The 24,944-nt window shown below is 70.5% G+C and carries 17 protein-coding genes and 2 pseudogenes; 2 read left to right on the top strand and 17 right to left on the bottom strand.

The window, feature by feature from the left end; translation table 11 throughout:
* Positions 1–36: 36 nt before the first annotated feature.
* From ALLO2_RS19285 to ALLO2_RS19335, 12 genes are all read right to left on the bottom strand, one after another.
* Positions 37–1,440 (bottom strand): WS/DGAT domain-containing protein, encoded by a 1,404-nt coding sequence (locus tag ALLO2_RS19285; RefSeq protein ID WP_011436894.1) that lies wholly within the window; start codon positions 1,438–1,440, stop codon positions 37–39.
* Positions 1,441–1,718: 278 nt separating this feature from the next.
* Positions 1,719–2,768 carry a prephenate dehydratase gene (pheA, locus tag ALLO2_RS19290; RefSeq protein WP_035733994.1) on the bottom strand — a complete coding sequence of 350 codons (1,050 nt, stop codon included), beginning with the start codon at positions 2,766–2,768 and terminating at the stop codon, positions 1,719–1,721.
* 72 nt (positions 2,769–2,840) lie between these two features.
* Positions 2,841–4,133 (bottom strand): dihydrolipoamide acetyltransferase family protein, encoded by a 1,293-nt coding sequence (locus ALLO2_RS19295; RefSeq protein WP_035733996.1) that lies wholly within the window; start codon positions 4,131–4,133, stop codon positions 2,841–2,843.
* 4 nt (positions 4,134–4,137) lie between these two features.
* Positions 4,138–5,127, bottom strand: a complete 990-nt coding sequence (locus ALLO2_RS19300; RefSeq protein ID WP_011436897.1) for an alpha-ketoacid dehydrogenase subunit beta — start codon at positions 5,125–5,127, stop codon at positions 4,138–4,140.
* Positions 5,124–6,290, bottom strand: coding sequence for a pyruvate dehydrogenase (acetyl-transferring) E1 component subunit alpha (gene pdhA, locus ALLO2_RS19305; RefSeq protein ID WP_035733999.1), 1,167 nt, complete (start codon positions 6,288–6,290; stop codon positions 5,124–5,126). Before pdhA ends, ALLO2_RS19300 begins: the two co-directional genes overlap by 4 nt.
* A gap of 1,083 nt (positions 6,291–7,373) precedes the next feature.
* Positions 7,374–8,981, bottom strand: a complete 1,608-nt coding sequence (locus tag ALLO2_RS19310) for a ubiquinol-cytochrome c reductase cytochrome b subunit (RefSeq protein WP_035734001.1) — start codon at positions 8,979–8,981, stop codon at positions 7,374–7,376.
* On the bottom strand, positions 8,978–9,829 hold the full coding sequence (locus ALLO2_RS19315) for a ubiquinol-cytochrome c reductase iron-sulfur subunit (protein WP_023841669.1): 852 nt from the start codon (positions 9,827–9,829) through the stop codon (positions 8,978–8,980). The genes ALLO2_RS19310 and ALLO2_RS19315 overlap by 4 nt, the downstream gene beginning before the upstream one ends.
* 101 nt (positions 9,830–9,930) lie before the next feature.
* Complete coding sequence (locus ALLO2_RS25935; RefSeq protein ID WP_157493468.1) at positions 9,931–10,107, bottom strand: hypothetical protein; 177 nt, start codon at positions 10,105–10,107, stop codon at positions 9,931–9,933.
* A gap of 89 nt (positions 10,108–10,196) precedes the next feature.
* A complete protein-coding gene (locus tag ALLO2_RS19320) occupies positions 10,197–10,640 on the bottom strand; it encodes a cytochrome c oxidase subunit 4 (RefSeq protein ID WP_011436902.1) in 444 nt (147 codons plus the stop codon).
* Positions 10,637–12,403: a cytochrome c oxidase subunit I gene (ctaD, locus tag ALLO2_RS19325; protein WP_108913839.1), complete on the bottom strand. Its 1,767-nt coding sequence runs from the start codon at positions 12,401–12,403 to the stop codon at positions 10,637–10,639. Before ctaD ends, ALLO2_RS19320 begins: the two co-directional genes overlap by 4 nt.
* Positions 12,404–12,663: 260 nt before the next feature.
* On the bottom strand, positions 12,664–14,475 hold the full coding sequence (locus ALLO2_RS19330; RefSeq protein ID WP_051875435.1) for a glycoside hydrolase family 15 protein: 1,812 nt from the start codon (positions 14,473–14,475) through the stop codon (positions 12,664–12,666).
* Between the two features lie 270 nt (positions 14,476–14,745).
* A complete protein-coding gene (locus ALLO2_RS19335; protein ID WP_011436905.1) occupies positions 14,746–16,545 on the bottom strand; it encodes a thiamine pyrophosphate-requiring protein in 1,800 nt (599 codons plus the stop codon).
* A 414-nt stretch (positions 16,546–16,959) separates the two neighbouring features.
* On the opposite strand from ALLO2_RS19335, the gene hpnR reads away from it, so the two are divergent.
* Positions 16,960–18,468 carry a hopanoid C-3 methylase HpnR gene (hpnR, locus tag ALLO2_RS19340; protein ID WP_035734003.1) on the top strand — a complete coding sequence of 503 codons (1,509 nt, stop codon included), beginning with the start codon at positions 16,960–16,962 and terminating at the stop codon, positions 18,466–18,468.
* An 83-nt stretch (positions 18,469–18,551) separates the two neighbouring features.
* On the opposite strand, the gene ALLO2_RS19345 is transcribed toward hpnR, so the two are convergent.
* From ALLO2_RS19345 to ALLO2_RS19360, 4 genes and pseudogenes are all read right to left on the bottom strand, one after another.
* Complete coding sequence (locus ALLO2_RS19345; protein WP_011436907.1) at positions 18,552–19,736, bottom strand: cytochrome c oxidase assembly protein; 1,185 nt, start codon at positions 19,734–19,736, stop codon at positions 18,552–18,554.
* A gap of 26 nt (positions 19,737–19,762) precedes the next feature.
* Positions 19,763–21,115 carry a Dyp-type peroxidase gene (locus ALLO2_RS19350; protein ID WP_023841673.1) on the bottom strand — a complete coding sequence of 451 codons (1,353 nt, stop codon included), beginning with the start codon at positions 21,113–21,115 and terminating at the stop codon, positions 19,763–19,765.
* Positions 21,112–21,852 (bottom strand): annotated as a pseudogene (locus tag ALLO2_RS19355) (SCO family protein). Before ALLO2_RS19355 ends, ALLO2_RS19350 begins: the two are co-directional and overlap by 4 nt.
* Before the next feature lie 312 nt (positions 21,853–22,164).
* On the bottom strand, positions 22,165–22,701 hold the full coding sequence (locus ALLO2_RS19360) for a MarR family winged helix-turn-helix transcriptional regulator (RefSeq protein ID WP_011436910.1): 537 nt from the start codon (positions 22,699–22,701) through the stop codon (positions 22,165–22,167).
* Between the two features lie 80 nt (positions 22,702–22,781).
* Here ALLO2_RS19360 and ALLO2_RS19365 point away from each other — a divergent pair, with 80 nt between their 5' ends.
* On the top strand, positions 22,782–24,662 hold the full coding sequence (locus tag ALLO2_RS19365; protein ID WP_051875437.1) for a chloride channel protein: 1,881 nt from the start codon (positions 22,782–22,784) through the stop codon (positions 24,660–24,662).
* Here ALLO2_RS19365 and ALLO2_RS26620 read toward each other — a convergent pair.
* A pseudogene (locus tag ALLO2_RS26620) lies at positions 24,632–24,944 on the bottom strand (thiolase domain-containing protein); the annotation flags it as partial. The gene ALLO2_RS19365 and the pseudogene ALLO2_RS26620 overlap by 31 nt on opposite strands.

Consider the following 24,944-nt stretch of genomic DNA (forward strand, 5'->3'; position numbering starts at 1 on the left):
GCCAGCGACGAAGGCCGGAAGGTCAGGACCGGTCCGTCAGGCACGCTCACGCCGGCGTGAGGGCACCAGCCGGCTGAGCACGTCGAGTTCCGCCAGCCACAGCTGCCCCAACCGGGCGTGGTTCGGCACGCTGGCACTGGCCACGAACGTGACACCGACCCGCTCGTCGATGCCAAGCATGGCGACGGCCAGATGCTGACGTCCGACGAGTAGTTGGCCCGTGCCGACCAGCCCGGTCACCGCGCGTCCCGCGACAGCCAGCGGCCCGCGCATCGTCCGGACGTTGCTCGCCACCAGGGCCATCTTCCGGATCTGGGCCGGGTAAGCGGCGGCGCCCGCGAGCATGCGGGGCGAGGCGATCGTCGCCAGGGTGGAGAAGTGGTGACGTTCCACCACCCCCAGCCCGCCCTTCTTCATGCGACGGGTCTCCGCGGCGATCCACGCCAGTCGCCGGCCGGGGTCCGGCTCCCCGCAGGGAAGCGGGACACGCACGCCCGAGGAATAGTTCGACAGCACGTTCCGTTCGGCGGCGGTCCGGAAACTGATGGGCATCAGCGCGTGGATGGGCTGACGGTCCCGGCGCCATTCGGGAAGGGACCACGTCCGCAGCGCCCCGGCGAGCGCGGCGAGATAGACGTCGTTGACCGTGACATCGTGGTGGCGGGCCACCGCTCGCAGCGTGCCCAGATCGGTGGTGACCCAGGAATGTCGCGCCGGCCCGGCCGGCGGCCCGCCCCAGGCGTCGAGGGCGCGGGTGGGCGCCAGGCAACGCAGCCCCCGGCCGACGAAACCCGCATAGTCCGAGGGCCGCGGCCGGCGGACAGCGGGAGGCAGACCGAGGTCGAGTTCGTCCTCCCCCCCGAAGAGCAGGTGCAGCGCCTGGTAGAGCGCGAAGCCGTCCTGCTGGATGTGGCTGGTCCGATACACCAGCACCGTGCCGGACGACCCCGGGGCGCGCAGCAGGTAGAGCATCCACGGCGACCGGCTGAGGTCGATCGGCTGGGCGGCAATGCGGTCGACGGCGGCACGCAGCCGCGCATCGCCGGCACCACCGTCGCCCCCGCCCACACCGCCAACACCGCCAACACCGTCGGCGGACGGTAGGTCCATGGCGACAACGTGGTCGTCGACGTTCAGGCCCGGACCGCGGACCCAGAGGGTCTCGTTCGCCGTCGAGCGGCGACCGGAGAACCGGACCGCGACAGTCTCGAGACGGTCGGTAAGCATCCGTGCCCGGGGGTCGCGCAGCCGCTCGGCGACGTGCGCACGCAGGTCCGCCAGCTCCAGCGGAGGGCCGTCGACGAACAGCAGCGCACCGACGTCCTGGAACTCCCCGGGATTGAGCCGGCTGAAGGCGAGGTAGGCCCGGTCACCCGAGGTCAGTGGACGAGCGTATGTCCGCTCGGGACCGGCCTTCGTGACCACGTCGAGCAGGGCCATCAGACGCTCCCCCACCCCGTCCTGGGGCGCGGAGCGCGGGCCTGGAAATCGGGCTGAACAACTTCACCAGATTGACGCGTCAACACGCCAAAGACACATGGGCCCATGTACCTATTACTCCTGATTCCGAGCAGGCCACCGGGGGTCTGTGTCGCACGTCTCCACGGAACAGACCCGAATGGGGAAAAGAACACCGTAGAGCACCATCACCAGCAACAATCAGATATGGCGTCGCCAGCGCAAGATAATGACACGTTTACGACATCACCACGAAAGGGCTATGGCACCGCTTCATCAGGCGCACCGAACAATGGCCGCCGGATCGCGTCCGCACGCCGCCCAGTTCGCACGCCGCCCAGGCACGCACGCCGCCCAGATCCGCACGCCTCCCAGTCCTCACCACGGCCGTCCAGGCAGCGAGCGAGCCAGTCGGCGGCCNTGACGAACTCGTGATCCGTCATGCTTGGGGGTACGGACGGGGCGGCCTCGTCGGCGCGGGGGTAAGACCCCAGGAAACGGATCTTCCGGCAGATCCGGTGCAGCCCCATCAGGGCCTCGCGCACCCGGCGGTCGCTGATGTGCCCTTCCGCGTCGATCGAGAAGCAGTACCGGCCCAGGCCCTCGCCGGTCGGCCGGGACTCGATCCGCATCAGGTTGGCCCCGCGAACGGCCCATTCCTGCAGGAGTTCCAGCAGCGCGCCCGGCTCGTCCGCGGCCGGCCACACCACGATGGACGTCTTGTCCGTGTTGGTCGGCGCGGTGGCGCGGCCTGGACGGCCGAGCAGGACGAAACGGGTGGTGGCGTCGGGGACGTCGTGGATGTCGGTCACGAGGGCCTCCAGTCGGTAGCGCCGTGCGGTGAACTCCCCGGCGAAGGCGCAGTCGAAGCGCCCCTCCCGCACCAGCCGGGCCCCCTCGGCGTTGGACGCGGCCGATTCCCACTCCGCGTACGGCAGGTGAGCCGCGAGCCAGCGGCGTACCTGGGCCCGGGCGACCGGGTGGCCGGTGACGGTCTTGACGTCCTCCAGCGTGGTTCCCGGCCGCACGAGCAGCGCGAAGCTGATCGGTAGCAGCACCTCGCGGCAGATCATCAGCGGCCTGCCGGTCGCGAGCTCGTCCAGCGTGGCGGTAACTGCCCCCTCGACGGAGTTCTCGATCGGTACCAGCGCGCCGGACGCGTCCCCGTTGCGCACCGCGTCCAACGCCTCCGCCACGGAGAGGGAGGGGAACAGCTCATGCGTCCGCGCATCCGGCAGCGTCCGCAGCGCGGCCTCGGTGAAGGTCCCCTCGGGGCCGAGGTAGGTGTAGCGGGGGGGGTAAGCAGGCAAGACAGACCTCCTAGGACCGGGGCGGGCAACGGTCATCGCCTGCTGGTAAGGCGGTGGTCAGAGGTGCGGTGGTCAGAGGTGGCGCAGCAGCACCGTGGGGTCTTCGACCGCGTCGGCGACGAAGCGCAGAAAGGACCCGGCGGTGGCGCCGTCGCAGACTCGGTGGTCAAAGGTGAACGAAAGCTGCACGATCCTGCGGACCGCCAGTTCGCCGTCCACCGCCCAGGGCCTGGGGACGATCCGGCCGATGCCGATCATCGCGGCCTCGGGGTGGTGGATGATGGGCGTGGAGCCGTCGACACCGAAGACGCCGTAGTTGTTGAGCGTGAACGTGCCGCCGGTCAACTCGGCGGGAGTGAGCGTGCCCGCGCGGGCGGCGGCGGTCAACCGGGCGATCTCGGCGGCCAGTCGAGCGGTGGTCAGGCCCTGAGCGTGGTGCACCACGGGCACGACCAGGCCGCGCGGGGTCTGGGCGGCGAATCCCAGGTGGACGGCGGCGTGGTGGCGCACGCCGGTCGCGCGGCCGTCCGCGTCGGTGACGACGGCGGAGTTGAGTGCGGGAAAGCGGACCAGGGCGGCGACGCAGATGCGGGCCAGGATCGCCAGGAGACCGATTCTGGGCTCGGCGCCCCCCGCGTTGCGGGTGTCGTTGAGGGTGTCCTTGGCGGCGAGCAGCGCGGTGGCATCCGTGTCGACCCAGCAGGTGGCGTCCGGCACCTCGCGCCTGCTGCGCGCGAACGTCTCCGCCGCGCGCCGCGCCAGCGGGTCCAGCGGGACGACGGTCGAGTCGGTCTCCGCCGGGCGCGACGGAGCGGAACGCGGGGCGATGGCACTCTCCACGTCCTTGCGCAGAATCAGCCCGTCCGGGCCGGTGCCGACGAGTTTTCGGAGATCGACGGAGTTCTCGCGGGCGAAGCGGCGANCGAGGGGCGAGACGACCTTGACCACGGTCTGGGCGGAAGGCCCGAGTGGCGTCGCCGGTCCGGGAGTCGGGGTGAGCGCCGGTACGGGGGGCGCTTCGGGAGCGCCGACGCGTCGTCGGCGGCGGGTTCGGGAGGGTTCCGTGCTGGTGCCGTAACCGACGAGGATGTTCCCGGAACCCGTTCGCCCTGCTGCCGGCTCGCTGACGGCCACGGTGATCAGTGGTGTGCCGACCGGGACACTGGTACCGGCCAGGCCGGCGAGGGAGGTGACGACGCCGGCGTAGGGGCAGGGCACCTCGACGACGGCTTTGGCGGTCTCGACCTCGGCTACGGGTTGGTCGACGGTGATGACGTCCCCGACGCCGACAAGCCAGCGGACGACCTCGGCGGAGGTCAGGCCCTCGCCGAGGTCGGGGAGGGGGAATTCGCGTACCGCGGCCACGGTGTCACTGCTCCCACTGGAGTCGGGCGACGGCGTCGAGGATGCGGTCGACGCTGGGAAGGTAGTGATGTTCGAGCATGGGGGGCGGGTAAGGGATGTCGAAGCCGGTGACCCGCAGGACGGGGGCGGCAAGGTGGTGGAAGCACCGCTCGCTGACGCGGGCAGCGATCTCCGCACCGACCCCGCCGAAACCCGCGGCCTCGTGGACCACAACGGCGCGCCCGGTGGCGCGGACCGCCTCGCAGACCGTCTCGTCGTCGAAGGGGACCAGCGAGCGCAGGTCGACCACCGCCAGGTCCCAGCCCTCCGAGCGCGCGGCCGCCGCCGCCTGGAGGCACACGGGGAGCGAGGGGCCGTAGGTCAGGAGGGTCGCCGAGGTACCGGTCCGGCGGACCACCGCCCGGCCGATCGGCGGCACCTCGGCCGCAGAGAAGTCGTCCGTGGACCGCTCGTCCGTGGACCAGTAGAGCCGCTTGGGCTCCAGGAACACCACCGGGTCGTCCGAGGCAATCGCCGAGCGGAGCAGCCCGTAGCCGTCGGCGACGGTGGCGGGGGTGACGACGTGCAGGCCGGGGGTGTGCGCGTAGTAGGCCTCGCTGGAGTCGCTGTGGTGCTCGACGCCGCCGACGCCGCCGCCGTACGGGATGCGGATGGTGATCGGCAGCGTGGTCTTCCCGGCCGTGCGGTTACGCATCTTGGCCACATGCGACGCGAGCTGCTCGAACGCGGGGTAGGCGAAGGCGTCGAACTGCAGCTCCACGACGGGCCGCAGGCCGTACATGGCCATGCCCACGGCGGTACCGAGGATGCCTGCCTCGGCCAGGGGGGTGTCCAGGCAGCGTTGCGCGCCGAATTCGGCAGCCAAGCCGTCGGTGACTCGGAAGACGCCGCCGAGAGTGCCAACGTCCTCGCCGAGGATGTGGACGCGCGCGTCCTCGCGCAGCGAGTCGCGCAGCGCGGCGTTGAGGGCCCGCACCATGGTCGCGGCGCTCATCGTGCGTCGTCGCTCTTGGCTGCGTCCGCGGCCTGCCAGGCCATCAGCTCGGCGGCCTGCTCACGAAGCTGGCTGGTCGGCTGGGCATAGACGTGCGTGAACAGTGAGCCCGGATCGAGATCAGGCACACGATCGAACTGGGCGCGCATCTCGGCGGCGAGTTCCTCGGCAGCCCGCGCGACTGCGGCGACGCCGGNGTCGTCGAGGAGACCGGCCTTGCGTAGCTGCCGCTCCAGCAGCGTCAGCGGATCGCGGGCCTGCCAGGCGGCGACCTCCTCCGAGGTGCGGTAGCGGGTCGCGTCGTCGGCGTTGGTGTGCGCCTCCAGCCGGTAGGTGACCGCCTCGACCAGCACCGGGCCGCGACCCGACCGCGCGTGCTCGACCGCCGCGCGCAGCACACCGTGCACCGCGGGCGCGTCGTTGCCGTCCACCAAACGACCGATGATCCCATGGCCCACCGCCTTGTGTGCCAGCGTCGGCGNCGCGGACTGCTGGGCCAGCGGCACCGAAATCGCATAGCCGTTGTTCTGTACCAGGAACACCACTGGCGCGTTCAGCACCCCGGCGAAGTTCAGCGCCTCGTGGAAGTCGCCCTCGCTGGTGCCGCCGTCGCCGATCAGGGCAAGCGCCACGACGNCCTCCGCCGCCCACGGATCCGAGGCCGCGCGCAGGCGAGCGGCGTGGGCCAGGCCCACCGCATGGCAGGCCTGGGTGGCCAGCGGAGTCGACAGCGGCGCGATCCGGTGCTCCCGCGGATCGTAGCCGCTGTGCGCGTTCCCGCGCATCAGCGTCAGCGCGTCCACCGGGCGCACGCCCCTCGACACCACCGCCAGCGTGTCGCGGTAGCTGGGGAACAGCCAGTCCGACTCCCGCAGCACCATGGCCGCGGCGATCTGGCATGCCTCCTGGCCGGTGGACGCCGGGTACACGGCGAGGCGGCCCTGCCTGGCCAGGGTCGNGGCCTGCTGGTTGAAGCGCCGTCCCAGCACCAGACGGTGGTACAGGACGCGCAGCAGATCGGTGTCGACCTTCCCCGCCGCCTCCGTGCCGAGGACCCGGACCGGCTCGGGGTCGGGCAGGAGCGGAGCCGGGTCACGACGCGGACCGTGGGAGCTCGGCGGCCCGACGAAGCCGGGCGCGGTGCTGTCGTCGAGGATTGTCATGGTCCACCTTCGGCAGTTGGTGGCGGAAAGGGTTCGGGGATTCCGGTCAGGTCTACGCCGCCGTTGACCGGCTGCTGATGCAGGTCGGAGCTGTCCGTGGGCTGGCGGACGAACTGGGGAGGAGTCGTCCACCATCGGGCCTGGTCGGTCTCGCGGAAGTGGAGCGCCGGTGCACGATCAGCAGTAAGGTCCGCTCGGCCAGCGGTCCTCGATGCGTGCTGGCTCGCGGTCTCGAGCTCCGGACGCGGACGCCGGACCTCGGACGTCGGACTCCGAGTCGAGCTGCGGGACCTGAGTAACAGCCTGGCCAGGACGAGAGGTGCTTCTCACCGTCCGGATGAGCCGCCCAGGCCAGGTTCGACGATCAGGAAGCGAGGTACGGGGAGCCGTGGCCTCGCTTGAGCTGTCCCGGTTCGCCGGCTTGCCCGGTTCGGGCGCCGTCCGTGGTCACGATCCTCCTCCGCTCAACTTCTCGGCTCTGGTCCTCTGATTTTCCATCCCCCGTCGGCGGCTGGATCGTGTCCATAATCACCTTGATAGTCATCGTGCGGGCTCCGGCATGGCATTAATGCGTGGAGCGCGCCGCGCATCAGGTAGAAATACTTTCGTAGGTCGACTCGCCGAAGAGGCGGGGGNAGCGAGTCTGACGTAACCGGTGGAAAACCGACCCCGAGGGCTTGAGGTGATTGTCATCTCACCGGCGACAGGAGTGAATCTGCCTGGTCAGGGCCGTGCGGGCCCGATCCTCGCCGAGTCGGGCCCCGGCGGGCGTGAAGTGCGCAGCGCGACGTTCACCGAACGAGCCGGCCAGTACCGCTCGCCGCGGAAGTACCCGGCTGTTTCGATGCCATGTTTGTCGGTTGAATTTCCCTGGACATCGGTTCTCCGCTGTGACCAGCGTCTCGTGGGAGCCCGCCGAAAGTGCCTTCGACGGCTGTTACGTTGCTCTCCGAGCCCGCGCCAAGTTTTTATTGGTTGGGCCAGGCGAGTTGATCCTCTCGGCGCGCCGTTCAAATGGTGGTCGCCTGTTGGCTGATGCTTGCGTTCCGGGAATACCCATTATGGGCCCCCGCCGGCCGAATGCTAGGCGCGGGGACGGGTGAAGAAGCCGACGACGGCGCGACGGAGGCGGCCCTGCCCGCGCTGGCGGCCACTGGTGGGGCCTTCGATGGCGGGTGGGACTCGCTCGGCGGCGGCGAGGGCGGGTGCCGGGGCCGAGGGTTTCGGCAGTTCGACCTCGGTGTACCGGCCGGCGGGTTCGAGGCGGATCCAGCCGGTCTCTTCGGGAGCGGCCGCCTGCCGGCGTTCGCGGGCGGCAGCGGCGCGGCAGAGCCTGCGGGTGGCATAGAAGGCGAAGGGTGGCAGCACCAGCAGGCCGATGCGGCCGGCCCAGACGACGGCGTTGAGGGACAGGTGCAGGACGAGGGCGAACACGTCGTCGCCGCCGGCAAGCAGCAGGACGCCGTAGAAGGTCAGCGCCATCACCCCGAACGCGGTGCGGTCGGGGTGATGGCGGGGGCGTTGCAGCAGGTTGTGCTGATCATGATCCCGGGTGACCAGCGCCTCCAGGAACGGGTAGGCCGCGAGCAGGCCGAACAGCACTCCCGGCAGGACCACCCCCGGCCAGAGTACGGGCGGGACGTCGTGGCCGAGGCCCCGGTACTCCCAGGGCAGGAACAGCCGCAGCGAGCCCTCGAGGAACCCGACGTACCAGTCCGGCTGCGCCAGCGAGGAGACGTCCATGGGGGTGTACGGGCCGTAGGCCCAGACCGGGTTGATCTGCGCGACGCCGCCGAGCACCGCGAGCAGGCCGGCGGTGATGAGCAGGAAACCGACCGACTTGGCGGCGTAGCCGGGGAACAGCCGGCTACCGACAACGTTGTCCTCCGTCCGGCCAGGGCCGGGGAACTGGGTGTGCTTCTGGTGCCACAGGATCCCCAGGTGGGCGCCGATCAGCGCGAGGAGGAGACCCGGGACGAGCAGGATGTGCACCACGTAGAGCCGGGNGATGAAGTGCGTGCCGGGGAACTCGCCACCCCAGAAGCCCCAGGCGATCCAGGTTCCCACGACGGGGATGGACTCGGCGATCGCGTAGGCGATACGCACCCCGGTCCCGGACAGCAGGTCGTCGGGCAGGGAGTAGCCGGCGAAGCCCTCGGCGATGGCGAGCAGCAGCAGGCTCACCCCGATCAGCCAGTTGATCTCCCGGGGGCGACGGAAGGCGCCGGTGAAGAAGATCCGGCACAGGTGCACGATGATCGCCGCGACGAACAGCAGCGCCGCCCAGTGGTGGATCTGGCGGATGACCAGGCCGGCGCGGACGTCGAAGGAGATGTCGAGGGTCGAGGCGTAGGCACGGCTCATCGTCACCCCGCGCAGCGGCACGTAGGAGCCGTCGTAGACGGTCTGCTGCTCGCTGGGTTCGAAGAAGAACGTCAGGTAGACCCCGGTGGCCACGAGCACGCCGAAGCTGTAGAGCGCGATCTCGCCGATCATGAAGGACCAGTGGTCGGGGAAGACCTTGTTCATCACGCTGCGCAGGAACCTCGCGCTGCCCAGGCGCCGGTCGATGAATCCGACCGCCTTGTGACCGGCAGCGGTCACCGGCGATTCCCGCCCGGGGCCCGGCGATTCCCGCCCGGGACGGTCCGCGCGCCGCGTGGAGGTCCCGGAGCCGGTGGTGGCGGTCATGAGCGGCTCCAGAAGCCGGGCCCGACCGGTTCGGGGAAATCCGACCGGGCTCGGAAACACCCATCGGCGTCGACCGTGACGGGCAGCTGGGGCAGGGCACGGGTCGCCGGGCCGAAGATCGGCCTGGCCAGGTCGGTCATGTCGAAGACCGACTGGTGGCACGGGCACTGGAGCTGATGCGGCTGGCTCATGTACATGCTCACCGGGCAGCCCGCATGGGTGCAGATCTTCGAGAACGCGACGTGGTTGTCGTACCCGGCCGCGGCCTGCCGGGGCGGGGTGGCCAGTCCCGGGGGCAGCCTGATCAGCAGCGCCGCGCTGTCCGCCTGGGCGTCGAGGCCGAGATGCCCCTCAGGCAGCACGGTGAGGATGCCGCCGATCGCCAGGTCGCCAAGGCGCACCGGCCGGCCCTCCGGCGTCACCAGCCGCGCCCCGGGTGACCAGCGGGTGGTGAACAGGTCCCGATGCGGGGCCCGCCTGACCAGGTTGAGCAGCGGCACCACGGCTATCACCCCGAAACCGCCGAGCATGGCGAGCACGAGCCGGCGCAGCACCGGCAACTGGCGCAGCCCTGTCTCGGCCACGACCCGGTCCACGGTCTGCTGGGTGGCCGCCTCCTCGGCGCCCGGCGAGACCATGGGGTGACGTTCCTCGACCGCCTCCTCCTGGGGGATGAGACGCTTGTCCCACAGCACCGCGCCGATGCCGGCGGCGATGATGGCCAACCCCAGGGAGAGACCGAGCAGCGCGTTGTAGCCGACGGTGCCCGTCCGGCCGGTGAAGTTCACCACCGCGAACGCCACCGCGCCGACGAGCGAGAGCGACAGGCAGGCCGCTATCCCCGCCACGCCCCCGGGCCCGCCGGGCCGGGCTGCCCCGTCTGGTCCAGCCGGTCGCTGCGGTCGCTGCGGTCGCTGCGGTCGCTCCGCGTCGGCGGAGCCCGCCGGAGTCAACGCCGTCCCCGCGGAAGCAGTGCCATCACGCCCCCGAAGGCGAACACGGCGCCGGCGAGCACGAGGGTGTCACCCAGTGCCCGGCTCGTCACGACCACGGCATCGACAGCGAACAGCGCACCGGCAAGCGTCGCGAACGCCGCAGAGATCGCCAGACCGCGTGGAAAGATCATATACTCCTCCTTCGGGCTCATCGCCGTACGCCGCCGTGGCGGCCCCCACCGGCCTTCACCGGCCTTCACCGGCGCCCCTGTATCGACCATCACCGGCCCTCGCCCGGTGCGGAGGTGCCGTGACCCCGGGCGGCGTCCTGCGAGTTCTTCTCATCGGTGGATTCGTGCTGGAACACCAGGCCCACGATGGTGATCGCGGTCAGCACGCCACCGATGAACAGCAGCCAGTAGCTGATGATCGGCCCCAGCAGGAGCAGCCCGAAACTGACCGCAATCGCCGCCGGCCAGTAGCTGAACGGGCTGAAGAAGCCGATGTCACCGGCCCCCTCGGGGATCTCGATCTGGCTGTCGTCGGCGGGCAGGCGGCTGCGCCGGCCGGTGTACCAGAGGAATCCAGCGACCAACAGGCTCATCACCATGCTGAAGATGAGCGCGGCCGCACCTGCCGGGTCATGTCCGGTGAACAGGTACACCCCGCCGGTGACCAGGAAGAACAGAGCCAGAACGGCGAACAGCCGGGCGGAGGTAATCACCCGGCCGCGTCCGGGTCCACCGCGGTATCACGCCGCGAGGCCGTCTCCCCCTCGACGGAGGCCAGCTCGCGCCGGTGCCTCTGGTCGACCCGGCGCGGCTGCCGCTGGCGACCTTCCCGCCCCTCCGGCCCCTGCCGGGGGTGGTTCAGGTCGAAGGCCGGCCGCTCGGATCGGATACGGGGTATCTGGTGAAAGTTGTGCTTCGGTGGTGGGCAGGACGTCGCCCATTCCAACGAGTTCCCGTAGCCCCAGGCGTCACCACTGGTCGCCGGGTCACCATGCCGCAGCGACCGCCAAACATTGTACAGAAACGGTAGGGTGGACAGGCCGAGCAGGAAGGAGCCGGCACTCTCGATCGTGTTCAGCGTGGTGAAACCGTCGGTGGGCAGGTAGTCGGCGACCCGCCGCGGCATTCCCCTGACACCCAGCCAGTGCATCGGCAGAAACGTCACGTGGAAACCGACGAGAAGACTCCAGAAGTGCAGCTTCCCCAACTTCTCGTTCAGGAACCTTCCCGTCACCTTGGGGAACCAGAAGTACACACCGGCGAACGCGGAGAAGACGATTGTCCCGAACAGGACATAGTGCAGATGACCCACGACGTAATAGCTGTCGGTGACGTGAAAGTCGATGGGTGGGCTGGCCAGGGTGACCCCGGTCAGCCCACCGAACAGGAAGGTGATAAGGAATCCGATCGAGAACAGCATTGGCGTGTTCAGGATGATCGTTCCGCGCCACATGGTGCCGATCCAGTTGAAGAACTTCACCCCGGTCGGGACGGCGATCAGAAAGGACAGCAGAGAGAAGAACGGCAGCAGCACGGCACCGGTCGCGAACATGTGGTGCGCCCACACCGCCATCGACAGCGCGCCGATTCCCACGGTCGCGAAGACCAACCCCCGGTACCCGAAAATCGGTTTACGGCTGAACACCGGCAGGATCTCCGTGACGATGCCGAAGAAGGGCAGCGCGACGATGTAGACCTCGGGATGACCGAAGAACCAGAAAAGGTGCTGCCAGAGGATCGCTCCTCCGTTGCTCGCGTCGTACACGTGGGCGCCGAACCGGCGATCGGCCTCCAGCGCCAGCAGGGCCGCGGTGAGTACCGGGAACGCGAGCAGCGCCAGCACCGACGTAATCAGCACGTTCCAGGTGAAGATCGGCATTCGGAACAGGAGCATGCCCGGCGCGCGCAGCGTGATGATCGTGGTGATGAAGTTGACGCTCGCCAGCACGGTGCTCAGCCCGGACATCACCAGGCCCACCGCCCACAGATCACCGCCGAGGTGCGGCGAGTACTGCGCCGAGGTCAACGGGGAGTACGCGAACCAGCCGAAGTCCGCCGCCCCGCCCCGGGTCAGGAACCCGGAGACGACGATCAGACCGCCGACCAGATACAGCCAGTAGCCCAAGGCGTTCAACCGGGGGAAGGCGATGTCAGGCGCCCCGATCTGCAACGGGACAAGATAGTTCGCGAACGCGGAGAACAGCGGGGTCGCGAACAACAGCATCATCACCGTGCCGTGGATCGTAAAAAACTGGTTGTACCGCTCGTTCGAGACGATCTGTAGACCGGGCCGGGCCAGTTCCCCCCGCATTAGCATCGCGAGGATCCCGGCGAATAGGAAGAACCCGAACGAGGTCACCAGATACATCAGACCGATCGACTTGTGATCGGTCGTACCGAGGATGTCCAGGGCCGTCGGCGGCTCCCCTCGCTGCTCCCCGACACTCGGCGGAAAAGGACGGACCTCGACCGTCATCGGGCCATCCGACCAGACACGGCCACGTCGGGCACGAGTTCCTCCTCGCATACTATTCAAGCCAGCGAAAACGGGCGGTCTCGACAACCGGACATGCCGCCAGGATCACCCGCTACGAATGGCTCACCCGCTCGTCGGCGTATGGATGTACCGGCAGTGCATCACGTCTCTACCAACCTCCGCCGCGTTGAAACGCCCGGCCACCGGAAAATCCACTCCCCACAGATCCGCGACCGCCGCCGGGCCGTGACAGAGACGCCTCATCCCGGGTCGGTGCCGTCGAGGGGTCGGAGGGTGGCGGCAGTCTCCAGAACCAGGGCATGGACGAACGCCTGGGGAATGTTGCCACGCAGCTGGCGCTGAGTGACATCGAACTCCTCGGCGTAGATGCCGGGCGGCCCGCAGGCGGCGCGGCCACGCTCGAAGTACCGCCGGGCCTGATCGTGCCGGCCGGCACGGTGGTAGGCCAGCGCCAGCCAGAAGCCGCACAGCAGGAAGGCCCCTTCGGCCACCCCGAGCCGGATCCCGGCATGATCGAATCGGTAGACGTAGCCGTCGTCGGTCAGCTGCTCGGCCACCGCCCGCAGCGTCGCCACCGACACCGGGTCGCGGACGTCGACCGCTCCCCGCACCGCGGGCAGCAGCAGCGCCGCGTCCACCCGCGGGTCGTCGGTCGCCCGCTGCCAGCGCCCGCTCGAATGCCGCATCTCCTCGCGGGCGGCGCTGAGCAGCCGCCTTGCCAGCGCCCGCCAGCCGTCGGCCTCCCCCACCCCGGCGCCGTCCACGCCGGCCAAGGCGAGCAGCCCTGCCGCGCAGGTCAACCGGCTGTGCGTCCAGTGCCGCGGCTCCAGCTCCCAGACCCCTGTGTCCGGGATCCGCCAGCGTGCCGCGATCNCCCCGGCGGTCNCCGCCGCGGCCCGCCGGGCGTCATCGGTCAGCCGGCCCCGCCGCGCCGCGGCCGCCAGCAGCAGCGCCGCCTCCCCGAAGACGTCCAGCTGGAACTGGTGGCCGACCTTGTTCCCGACCACGTCGTCGCCGCCGGGGTACCCCGGCAGATCGAGTCGGCGCTCGTCCGGGATCGGGCCACCGCGGGCGGTGTAGGCCGGACGCAGGTTCGGGCCGTCCGCCAACAGCCGTTCGGTGACGAACGTGACGGCGTCGTCGAGCAGCCCGTCGAGGCCGGCCCGCGCGGCCGCCAGCCCCGCGTAGCACTGATCTCGGATCCAGACATACCGATAGTCGTAGTCGCGGCCCTGACGGGCCCGCTCGGGCAGGGAGGTGCTGGCCGCGGCCACCATCCCGTGCCCGCCGCCGGTCAGCCCGCGCAGCACCGCGACCGCGTGCTGAGCGTCGCGGACACCGGCCAGGCTCGGCAGCTCCGGTACCGCGGACCGCCAGGCCCGCTTCGTCTCGGCCCACAGCACGTCCGGGACCGGACGGTCCGCCGGCAGCTCACCGAGCTCCAGCACAAGATCGAGACAGTCGCCGGCCCGCACCAGGCGCTCCGCGACGAGACTGCCACCGCCCGCATCATGGTCGATCCGGGCGACCGCCGCGAGCCGTCCCGACCAGCGCAGCTCCAGCTCGCCGACTCGCCCGCACCAGGCCTCCACCCCGTCCGGCCCGTCCGGCCCGTCTTGCCGCAGCCCCGCCACCGCCCGCCGGCCGAACCCGGGACGCGGATCCAGCGTCACCCGCACCGGCACGGTCCCCTCGACCCCGAGAATCCGGCGCAGCAGCACCGCACGGTGCCGCCGCCCGGGGAGGGCGAGAGCCTCCCGGCACTCCGCCACGCCCGCCCGCGTCACCCACCGGCTGTGCCAGATCAACGACCGGTCCTCGTAGTAACCGCCCCAGGTGAAGGCGGTCGCCGGAGTCACCGAGTAGGAGCCGGCGCCACCGATCAGCGTCGAGAACACCGCGTCGTCCGCCCACGAGGGCACGCACATCCAACACACGCGGCCGTCCGGGCCGATCAGCGCACCCCGTTCCCCGTCCGCGAGCAGGGCGAACTCACGCAGCGTCGGCACCAGCCCCGGATTATCGTCCCGCTCGCTCCGCTCCGCTGTCATCGGCGCGTGCCCTCCACATCCGGCATGCCCACCCCCTTCCCTGCCCCGCCACTCCCCGGACCGGGCTGTCACTCCCTCGGCTGTCGGCACGACGTAGGGGTTCCGCTGCCGGCACGACAGCTGCCGACACGGCACCTCGGCACGGCACAGGCCGCGATGCCCAGGCGCTCGATCGCCGGCACAGCGGCTACCTCCCGAGGTAGGGGCCCGAGGTAGGGGATGGCCTCCCCGGGCGGGGTGGCGGGAACGGGCAGATCGCAGGTGGGGAAACTACCTGCGGGCGGCGTGCGGGAGGTGCTCCCTCGCCTCCTGCCACTTGCCCTTGAAGCCCTGCACGGCGATGCCGACGGCCTCTGGGTCGCCCTGCAGGAACGCCCGGGCGGTCTTGCGCATCTGCTCGGGCCGGACGTGCGGCGGCAGCGGCGGCACCTTCGCGTCGACAACGACCTCAAGCACAACCGGCCGGTCCGCAGCCAGCGCCTGTTCCCACGCGGCACCGATCTTGTCCGGCGAGTCGCAGCGGATCCCGGTGAAACCGAGGAGCCGGGCGAAATCCGCCGCCGGCACATACGGGATCTTCTGCGTCTCGACATTGATCCGATCACCCGCCATCACCCGCTGCTCGTAGGAGACCTGGTTGAGGTCCTCGTTCACGAACACGGTGAACACCAGCCGCGGATCGGTGTTCATCCTCTCCCAGTACCGCTTGACCGTGAACAGCTCGTTCATGCCCAGCATCGAGAACGCCCCGTCGCCGACGAACGCGATCACCGGTCGTTCCGGATAGGCCAGCTTCGCCGCCACCGCGTAGGGCACTCCGGGCAGCATGGTCGCCAGGGTTCCCGACAACGACGCCTTCATGTCCCCACGGATGCGCAGGTAACGGGCCCACCAGGTGGTCGCCGACCCGGAGTCCGCGGTGAGGATCGCGTTATCGGGCAGTCGCTTGTCCAACTCGTACGCGACGATCTGCGGGTTCATCGGATCCGCCCGCAGCCTGGCCCGGTCCGCCAGCACCCGCTGCCAGGTCGCCACCTCCCGTTCGATGAACCGCCGCCAGGAACGGTCCTCCTTGCGGATGAGCAGGGGAATCAACTGGCGCAGCGTCTCGGCCGCGTCGCCGACGAGATGAACATCCATCGGATAACGAATACCGATCATCCGGCCGTCGATATCGATCTGGACGCCGGCGGCCTGGCCCTCCCGCGGCAGCCACTCCGAGTAGGGGAAGCTCGTCCCGACCAGGAGGAGCGTGTCGGCGCCCATCACCATCTTGTGGCTGGCTTCGCTGCCGAGCAGCCCGATGGGGCCGGTCACGAACGGCAGGGTATCGGGGAGCGCATCCTTGCCGAGCAGGGCCTTGGCGACACCCGCGCCGAGCAGGTCGGCGGCCTCCGTCACCTCCTCGCGGGCGCCGGCCGCCCCTTGCCCGATCAACATCGCCACCCGGCGGCCCCGATTCAGCACGGCNGCGGCGCGGCGCACCTCGTCCGGATCCGGCAGGATGCGTGGTTTCGTCCAGCCAATGCTGGTCCGCACCGCCCCGTGCTCATGCGGAGGCTCGGTGTACTTCTCCTCCTGGACATCCTCCGGGAAGATCAGGCAGACCGGCGCCCGGCTGGACAGCGCTGTCTTCATCGCCCGATCGACGAGATGACGGGCGCTGGGCGGGGCCATGCAGTACTGCACGTACTCGGTGACGTCCTTGAACAGCGAGATCAGATCGATTTCCTGCTGGTAGTGGGCGCCGAGGGAGGTCCGCCGCTGCTGGCCGACGATCGCCAGCACCGGCTGATGGTCGAGCCGGGCGTCGTAGAGACCGTTGAGCAGATGGATCGCCCCCGGGCCGGAGGTCGCGACACACGCGCCTACCTCACCGGTGAACTTGGCGTGCGCGCAGGCCATGAACGCCGCCATCTCCTCGTGCCGGGTCTGCAGGAACCCAGGATCACCGCCGGCCCGGTCGAAAGCCCCGAGGAAGCCGTTGATGCCGTCCCCGGGATAGCCGAATATGCGGTGAACNCCCCAGCCGGTCAACCGCTGCAGGACATAGTCCGCGACCTGTGACATAGCTGCGCTTCCCTCCCACCCATCGATCAGCCGACCGCCGCTCGCACCAGCACCGTGAGTCTGGGTATGGACGGTGCACGCCACCGTCAAACCCGTTCGTCGCGGCCGGTCCCGGCCGGTCTCTCGTGCCGTTGAAGGACCGTCGCCCGACGCACCGACGTCATTGTCAGCCGAATGTAAGGTTCGTTCCCGAGTCATGCCGGCATCCCGGGGCAGGAACAGGAAGATGACAGGCGACGCGGAGTCGGCGCCCGGGCGGAGAGCGACCCACGGGCGACCCACGGGCAGTACCCGGCACGCAGGGTCCCCGGCACGCACGTTCGGGGCGGGACCGCATCAGTCCGCATCAGTCCGATCCGCCCAGGCCCGCCCTCGAACACCTAGATCCGTCCCCGAACAGGCGAGAGGAGCAACATGCGTGTCCTGCTGGTTCATCCCAGCGCGCTGATGTACTCGAAGATCTTCCTACGGCTCGAACCGCTGGGGCTGGAACGGGTGGCGGCCGCGCTGCTCGCCGCGGGCCACGAGGTGAGCATGCTCGATCTTCAGGTGGAGAAACCGGCCGCCTACGCGCGCCACCTGCGAAAGTGCCGTCCCGACGCGGTGATGTTCGGGGTGAACTATCTCGCGAACGTCCCCGAGGTCATCGAGTTCGCGCACCGGGCGAAGCGGGAACTGCCCGACTGCCTGGTCGTGGCCGGCGGCCACAGCGTCTCCTTCATCGCCGAGCACCTGCTGAAGCAGTGCGACGGCGCACTCGATGTGGTCGCGCGCGGCGAGGGCGAAGTGGTCGCCCCACGCATCCTCGAAGCCGACCGCGCCCGTCTCGCGGACGTCCCGGGCGCGGTCACCGCCGACGGGGCGGGCCCGNCCCCGGCCCTGCTACCCGGCCTCGACGAGCCGCTACCGGCCCGCCATCTGCTGGCCCACCGCCGCCGCTACTTCATCGGGGAACTGGACCCGTGCGCCTCGGTCGAGTTCACTCGCGGCTGCCCATGGGACTGCTCCTTCTGCAGCGCCTGGACCTTCTACGGCCGCAGCTACCGCCGCCTCTCCCCGGACGCGGCCGGCGAGGAACTGTCCGCCATCCGGGAACCGAACGTCTTCATCGTCGATGACGTCGCCTTCATCAGGCCTGAACACGGCATGGCCATCGCCGATCAGGTCGAACGCCGAGGGATTCGCAAACGGTACTATCTGGAAACCCGTAGCGACGTCCTGCTGCGCCATCCCGAGGTGTTCGAGCGCTGGCGCCGCCTCGGCCTCGAATACATGTTTCTGGGCATGGAAGCCCTCGACGCGGACGGCTTGGACCTCTACCACAAGCGGATCTCCCCGGACGAGAACATCCGCGCCCTCGAAGTTGCCCGAAAGATCGGCATCACGGTCGCGGTGAACCTCATCGCCGACCCGGACTGGGACGAGAAGCAGTTCCGTCTCGTCCGCGAATGGGCGTTGTCGGTGCCGGAAATCGTGCATCTCACGGTGTGCACCCCCTATCCGGGTACGGAGATCTGGCACACCCAGTCCCGGCGGCTCACCACCCTGGACTACCGGCTGTTCGACATCCAGCACGCCGTCGTCCCCACCCGGCTCCCCCTCGACCGCTTCTACCGCGAGCTCGTCGCCACCCAGGCGGTCCTCAACCGCAAACACCTGGGCGCGAAGGCGCTTGCCGCGACCGCCCGGATCGTCGCCGCGAACCTGGCGCGCGGCCAGACGAACTTCCCACGGATGCTCTGGAAATTCCCCCGGGTCTACAATGCCGGCCGGCTGTACGCCGAGCACCAGCATCCCGCCCGCTACCGGCTGCCGGAGCCCGTCCCCGCGGCCATGACCCCGCGGCGGCGCGAGCTGTACGTCCATCAGCCCGCCGCTCGCCACCCAGTGGCGAGCAGGGAACGGGAGAGGACCGATCCATGACGACCGGGAGGCGGTCCTGCCGCTGAGGCTGCCACGGTCTCGGCTACCGCGGTCGCACCGGTCAACGGTCGTGCCCGCCCAGGTCAACGGGTCGTGTCCAGGCGAGCGAGCCAGTCATTGTACGCCCGCCAGCTCGCCTCATCATCGTCGAGGTCGACGGATCGCGCCCGGGCGGCCGGTCTGGCGACCACCATGGTGGTGGGGGCGGGTTCGTGGCCGGTGTGGGTGGCAAAGGTCGCGGTACGGGCCCGTTCCAGCCAGCTCGAACGGGCCCGGCGCACCGGCTCGGGTTTACGCGTCCATACCCGAAACAGCAGCACGATGAGCACAACCATGATCCCGTCACCGACGACCCACATGATAGCGCCGCCGGTCTGAGTGTCCAGCAGGGGGCTGCTGCCCCAGGTGTGCGGTGCCATGGCAATCGGGGTGCGGGACTGTAGCAGGACGACGCCGACGAGGGTGTCGACGCCCATGGACAGGATGACGAGCGCGAGCCGGCCGGGCATGGACAACCGCCAGCGGATCGGTTCGTCGCCGACGAGCAGCACGAAGAACTGGTAGCCGGCAGCGAGGTAGAGAACGTGTTCGAGCTGGCCGAGCCAGGGCCGGGCCATCGCCTCGTTCATGAAGCCGGTGAGGTGGGTTCCGATGATCGTGATGGCGTAGCCGGCGAGGGCGGCGGGCGGGGAGACCAGGACGCTGACCGGCCATGAGCGGATCATCTTACGGACCCTGGTGTGCAGGGGGTTGCCGACAGCGTGCAGCAGGAGGATGAGGGGCCGGCCCGCGACGAACAGCGGTGGCGCCACCATGATCAGCATCAGATGCTGGACCATGTGCATGCTGAACAGCGCTTCATCGTAGACGCCGACGGCGCTGCTCGTCGCGAGGACCACCACCGCGACACTGGCGAGGTGGGCGCAGGTGCGGGGCCAGGGCCAGGACCGCGCGGGATGGCGGGCGCGGACCCGGGCGACGCCCCACAGGTACAGGACAGTGACCGGCACGAGGAAGGCGAGCGCGGCCGCGTCAAGCTGCCAGGTGTCCACCAGACGCGCCGGGGTCAGCGGGGGCGGCCCGTCGCCCTGGCCCCAGCGGCACCACGAAACCGGCAACAGGGGTGTCGTCGGCTGGCGGCGGGTCCACCAGGTGGCCGCGGCCGCCGCCCCCGCCATGACAGTGACAGCGGCCAGCGCGACCCGGGCACGGCGCCCACGCCTTCCGCGCTCGCCGAGATCGATCAGAGATGAGGTGTCCCGGGTCATGGTGTCTCCGCGAGGTCGGGGTGCGCTCATGCGCCATCGAGGAGCTGCTGAGCGAGGAAGCCGCCCGGCGGCGGGGCGGGTGGGATGGCGAACAGGGCGTTGGAGGTATGCCGGATGAAGGTGCTCAACGCGTCGGAGGCGGCGAGGGCGCGCTGGACGGGAACGAAGGCGGTACGTGGGTCGGCCTGGTAGGCTTGGAAGAACAGCCCCGCGTCCGGTTCACCGGTGGCGTCGAGGCCGTCGTCGTAGGAGTAGCCGCGGCGGAACATCGCGACGCCGCCGTGGAACTGCGGATGGGCCAGTCGGATGTGGGCGTTGACGGCGATCGCGGGCCGGCCGTCGGCAGTGCGGGCGGCGAAGTCCGGCGCTGTCGTCTCGCCCCCGCCCTGGTCGGCGGGCGGGGCGGACAGCGGTGCGCCATCGGACTTGCGCCGGCCGATGACCTCGCTCTGCGCCGCCTCGGTCAGCCGGTCCCAGCTGTCGAGCAGCATGCGGATCCGCCGGCAGACGACGTAGGTCCCGCCTCGCATCCATGCCGGCCCGTCGGCGGCCCACACCGCGAGGTCGAACTGTGCCGTGCCCGGCCGGGGATTGTCGGTGCCGTCGACCTGCCCCATCAGGTTACGCGGGGTGGCATCGGGGTCGGCGGCACCGGCCGCGGTGCGCTGGAACCCTCGCTGCACCCAGCGGGGCTGGACGTACGCAGCGGCGATGCGACGCAGTTGGCGGGCCGCCGAGTAAGCGACCATCGGGTCCTCCGCGCAGACCTGCACGGCGAGGTCCCCGCCGCCACGGGCCGCGTCGATCCGGTCGCCGGGCAGGGCAGGGATGTCCGCGAGCGGACCGGGAATCCGCGTGTCGAGGCCGGCGCGGCGCAACGCTGACGCGCCGAGCCCGACGGTGACCGTCAAGGCGGCCGGCCCGAGCCCCGCCGTGTCCCGCTCGGCGCCGGCGGTCGGTTCGCCGCGCATCAACACCGCCGAGGCCGACGTCCAGGTCCGCAGCAGCGCGGCGAGGGCGGATCGGACCGCCGTCGGCTCGGTCGAGATCAGGTCGTAGGCGGTGAAGATCAGATGCGCGGGGGCCCGTTCGGCGATCCCGGGCTGGTGACGGCCGTCACCGGCCACGGCGGCCACCGCGGCGCGGCGAGCCGCCTCGACCGGGTTCGGCCGGTCCGGTAGCAGGCGTTGCGTGCCCAGGGCGACCCCCGTGCCGAGGACGACTCCGCCACCGAGGCCGAGCAGCCCGGCGCCGCCCAGCAGCCGACGGCGGTCCGGCCCCGGCCGTCCGCGCTCGTCGACCGGCGCGGCTCCCGGGCTTCCGGTCGGCGCGTCGGTCGGCGCGTCGGTCGGCGCGTCGGTCGGCGCGTCGCCGGTCACGCGTCGCCCCGCAGGAGCAGCGGGAGGTCATGGGCGTAGTCGGCCACCGGGGTGCCGGCGAGGTAGACGACACGCGCCTGGCCCTTCGGCGTGAATGCCAGGACCTGAGCACCGTGGTCCACGGTGTAGCTCCCGTCGGCCTGCCGTCGCGGCGGCTCCAGCGGCACCCCGACGCTGCGCGCGGCGGTGTCGATGGTCTTCACGTCACCGGTCAGGCCGACGAAGGTGTGGTCGAACATGTCCAGCCAGTGGCGGATCACCGGCGGGGNGTCCCNCGCCNGGNCCNAGGNGACGAACACGACGCTCGTCTGCCGGCGCACGGCCGGGGAGACCTGCGTCAACGCGGCGGCGAGATCGGCCATCGTCGTCGGGCAGATGTCCGGGCAGTGGGTGTAGCCGAAGAACAGCAGGGTGAGCCGGCCCGCGGCATGCGGGCGCAGGTCGTAGGGCCGCCCGGCGGTGTCCGTCAGACGCAGGTCCGGCATCGCGATCGGTGCGCCGAGCGTGGTGCCGCGGATCCCCGCGCTCGGTGACGTGGATGCGCCGCGCACCAACGGGCCCGCCGAGGAGCCTCCCGAGGAACAGCTGGAGATCGCTACGAGAGCGACGAGAAGGACGAGGGGGAGGACGGGAACGAGGAATGTCCGGCCGGGAGGAAGGAACGGGCGGTCGGTCCCGGCGGGGGTGGACAGGCCACGGCGGAACCGGGTGGCGCGAGGCGCCGGCATGTAGGGCATGGGAGAACTCCAGACTGGGTACCACCCCGGCGACACGGTGTGACGCGAACCCGTCACTTTCGGCGATGATTCGGATGAGATACCCCAGGGGATCTCCACCCGGCCCGGCCGGGGCGGAACCGTGCCCGGCGAGATGGGCAAGCGCNGAGAGGGCCACGCATGTGCCGGCGAACACGGTTGTTCGCATCACGCGTGCCCCCGCTCCGGCGGACGCCTCCATGCCGTCAGAGTGTAGGAGCCTTCCCGACCGAATGTTCTACGTGACGTCGAAGATTTGGGTCGAAGATTTTGTCGGCCACCCGCGAAGGCCGGTCAGGTCCAGCCGAGGGCCGAGGCGTCCCGACCGGATATCGCCGCCGGTTCGCCGCCGGCGTCCGCGAAGGCGCGCAACGCGCCGACCAGGCTGCCCCGCACGTCCGGAGCGAGCCGGGCGACGATCGTCGCGATCTCGGCCCGGCGCCGGGCGGTGACCTCGTCGACGAGGCGCCGGCCCGGCCCGGTCAGCTCGACGATGACCTCCCGCCGGTTACGCGGGTTGCCGACTCGGAGGATCAGCCCGGCAACGACGAGCCGGTCGGCCATCCGGGTGGCCGTGGAGGGGTGCACGTCAAGCGACTCGGCGAGCTCCCCGGCGCGTTGCGGTCCACGCCCGGCGAGCACGACGAGCATCCGGAACTGCGGCAGGGTGACATCCTCGCCGACGGCGGCGATCGAGCGGGCCGACACCGCCACCAGCAGCCGGGATGCCGTCAGGACCGCATCGGTGACCTCGTCGACGTCCACGCCCGGCACTCCCGCGGGGTCGGGAACCGAGGGCGGCAGGGCGGAGCCATCCGGCGGGCATGCCATGTCACCGTTTTACCGCGCAACGCGATCTCTACTCGGACCGGATCATGACAAGCACAAAGCAACAGTTGTATGGTGCAAACATGCCGGTGACGTCACGCGGGATCTCCACCCGATGGGCAGCCCGTCCGGAGATCTACCAGCACCGAGCCGGCGCCGTCCTCGCGGCCCTGGCCGTCGTGATCGGCGCGGGGGTCGGGCTCGGCGCGGTCGCCTTCCGCGGGCTGATCAACCTCTTCACAGAGGTGTTCTGCGGCCGGGCGGACTGCTCGGTCGGCGGACGGCTGCCCAACCCCCACATCCCGGACCTGGGTTTCTGGTTCCTGCTGGCCGTCCCGGTGATCGGAGGCTTGGTCTACGGACCGCTCATCCACCGGTTCGCCCGGGAGGCCCGCGGCCACGGAGTCCCCGAAGTGATGTCCGCCGTCGCCGAACGCGACGGCCGCATCTCCCCCCGCGTCTCGGCGGTGAAGTCACTGGCCTCGGCGTTGTGCATCGGTGCCGGAGGGTCGGTCGGCCGGGAAGGCCCGATCGTGCAGATCGGCGCGTCCCTCGGGTCGGCTCTCGGCCAGCTCCTGCGCGTGCCGGGCCGCCGGCTGCCGATCCTCGTCGCCTGCGGCGCCGCCGGCGGCATCGCCGCCACCTTCAACGCCCCCGTCGCCGGCGTCCTGTTCGCCCTGGAGGTGATCCTGCGGACCTTCACCGCCGAGGCCTTCGGCGTCGTCGTGCTGGCCGCCGTCACCGCCAGCGTCATCGGGCGCGCCGCCTTCGGTGACACTCCCTTTCTCAGCCTGCCCACCTTCGCCCTTCACAGCCAGGGCGAATACCCCCTGTTCATCCTGCTCGGCGTGGTGGCCGGCCTAACCGGCGTGCTGTTCACCCGCCTGCTCTATCTCATCGAGGACCTCTGCGACTGGGCCTGGCGCGGCCCCGAATGGCTACGCCCCGCTGTCGGCGGCCTGCTCCTCGGCACCGTCCTGCTCGCCCTGCCCCAGATGTATGGCGTCGGCTACCCGGTCCTCGAACACACCGTTCACGGCGGGTACGCCCNGTGGTTCCTGCTCGTCCTCATCGGCGGGAAGATCGTGGCCNCGAGTCTCACCATCGGCATCGGCGGCTCCGGCGGCGTCTTCGCCCCGTCCCTNTTCATCGGCGCGTCCACCGGCGCCGCCTTCGGCACCCTCGCCCACCATATCGCCCCGGGCACCATCGCCCCTGTCGGGGCCTACGCCCTGGTCGGCATGGGTGCCGTCTTCGCCGGCGCGGCCCGCGCGCCCATCACCGCCGTGCTCATCCTGTTCGAGCTCACCGGCGAGTACACGATCATCCTCCCCCTGATGACCGCCGTCGTCGTCGCCACCCTGACCAGCCGGCTCCTGAGCACCGACACCATCTACACCCTGAAGCTGACCCGCCGTGGCGTCGACCTCGACGCCTCCCACGACCTGCGCCGCCTGCGGGCCATCCCGGCCACCGCCGCGATGCGGTCACCGCCCCCGCCGGTCCCGGCCGGCGCGCTCCTCTCCGAGGTCGCCGCCCTGCTCGCCGGCTCGCCGTTCCCCGCCCGCCCCGTCACCGACGGACACGGGCACTACCAGGGGATCATCACCACACCGGCCGTCACCCACGCCCTCGAGACCGACGCCCGGGCCGAGCAGCGCGCCGCTGGCGACCTCGCTGTCCGCCCTCCCGCCCTCACCGTCGACGACAGTGTCGCCACCGCCCTGCATGCACTCACCGACGACCCCGGCGCCCCGGGCCTGCCCGTGCTCACCAGCGACGGCCATACCGTCGCGGGATGGGTCACCCACCAGTCGGTACTTGCCGCCGTCTACCCGCCGCCGGCCGAAACGGGCGGGACGCGCACCGAACCGGTCCAACGCGTCGACGAACACCGCCTTCAGGGTCAGGTCACTTTTCCCGGTGAGATCACTCATCGCACACGCTCCAGGACACTCGCATAGTTGGCGACCGCCAGGCCACCCATGTTGAACACCCCGGCGACGGTGGCCCCGGGGATCTGCATCGCCCCGGCGGTGCCGGTGAGCTGCAGGACCGCCATCACATGCTGGGACACCCCGGTGGCACCAACCGGATGACCCTTGGCCTTCAACCCCCCGGAGGGGTTGACCGGCAGCGTGCCGTCCCGGTCCACGACCCCACCGAGGATGACCTGCCCCCCGCCGCCCGGCGGGCACAACCCGACGACCTCGTACTCCAGCAACTCCGCGATGGTGAAACAGTCG

It is taken from the genome of Frankia sp. Allo2, assembly GCF_000733325.1.
In the GTDB taxonomy this organism is placed as follows: domain Bacteria; phylum Actinomycetota; class Actinomycetes; order Frankiales; family Frankiaceae; genus Frankia; species Frankia casuarinae.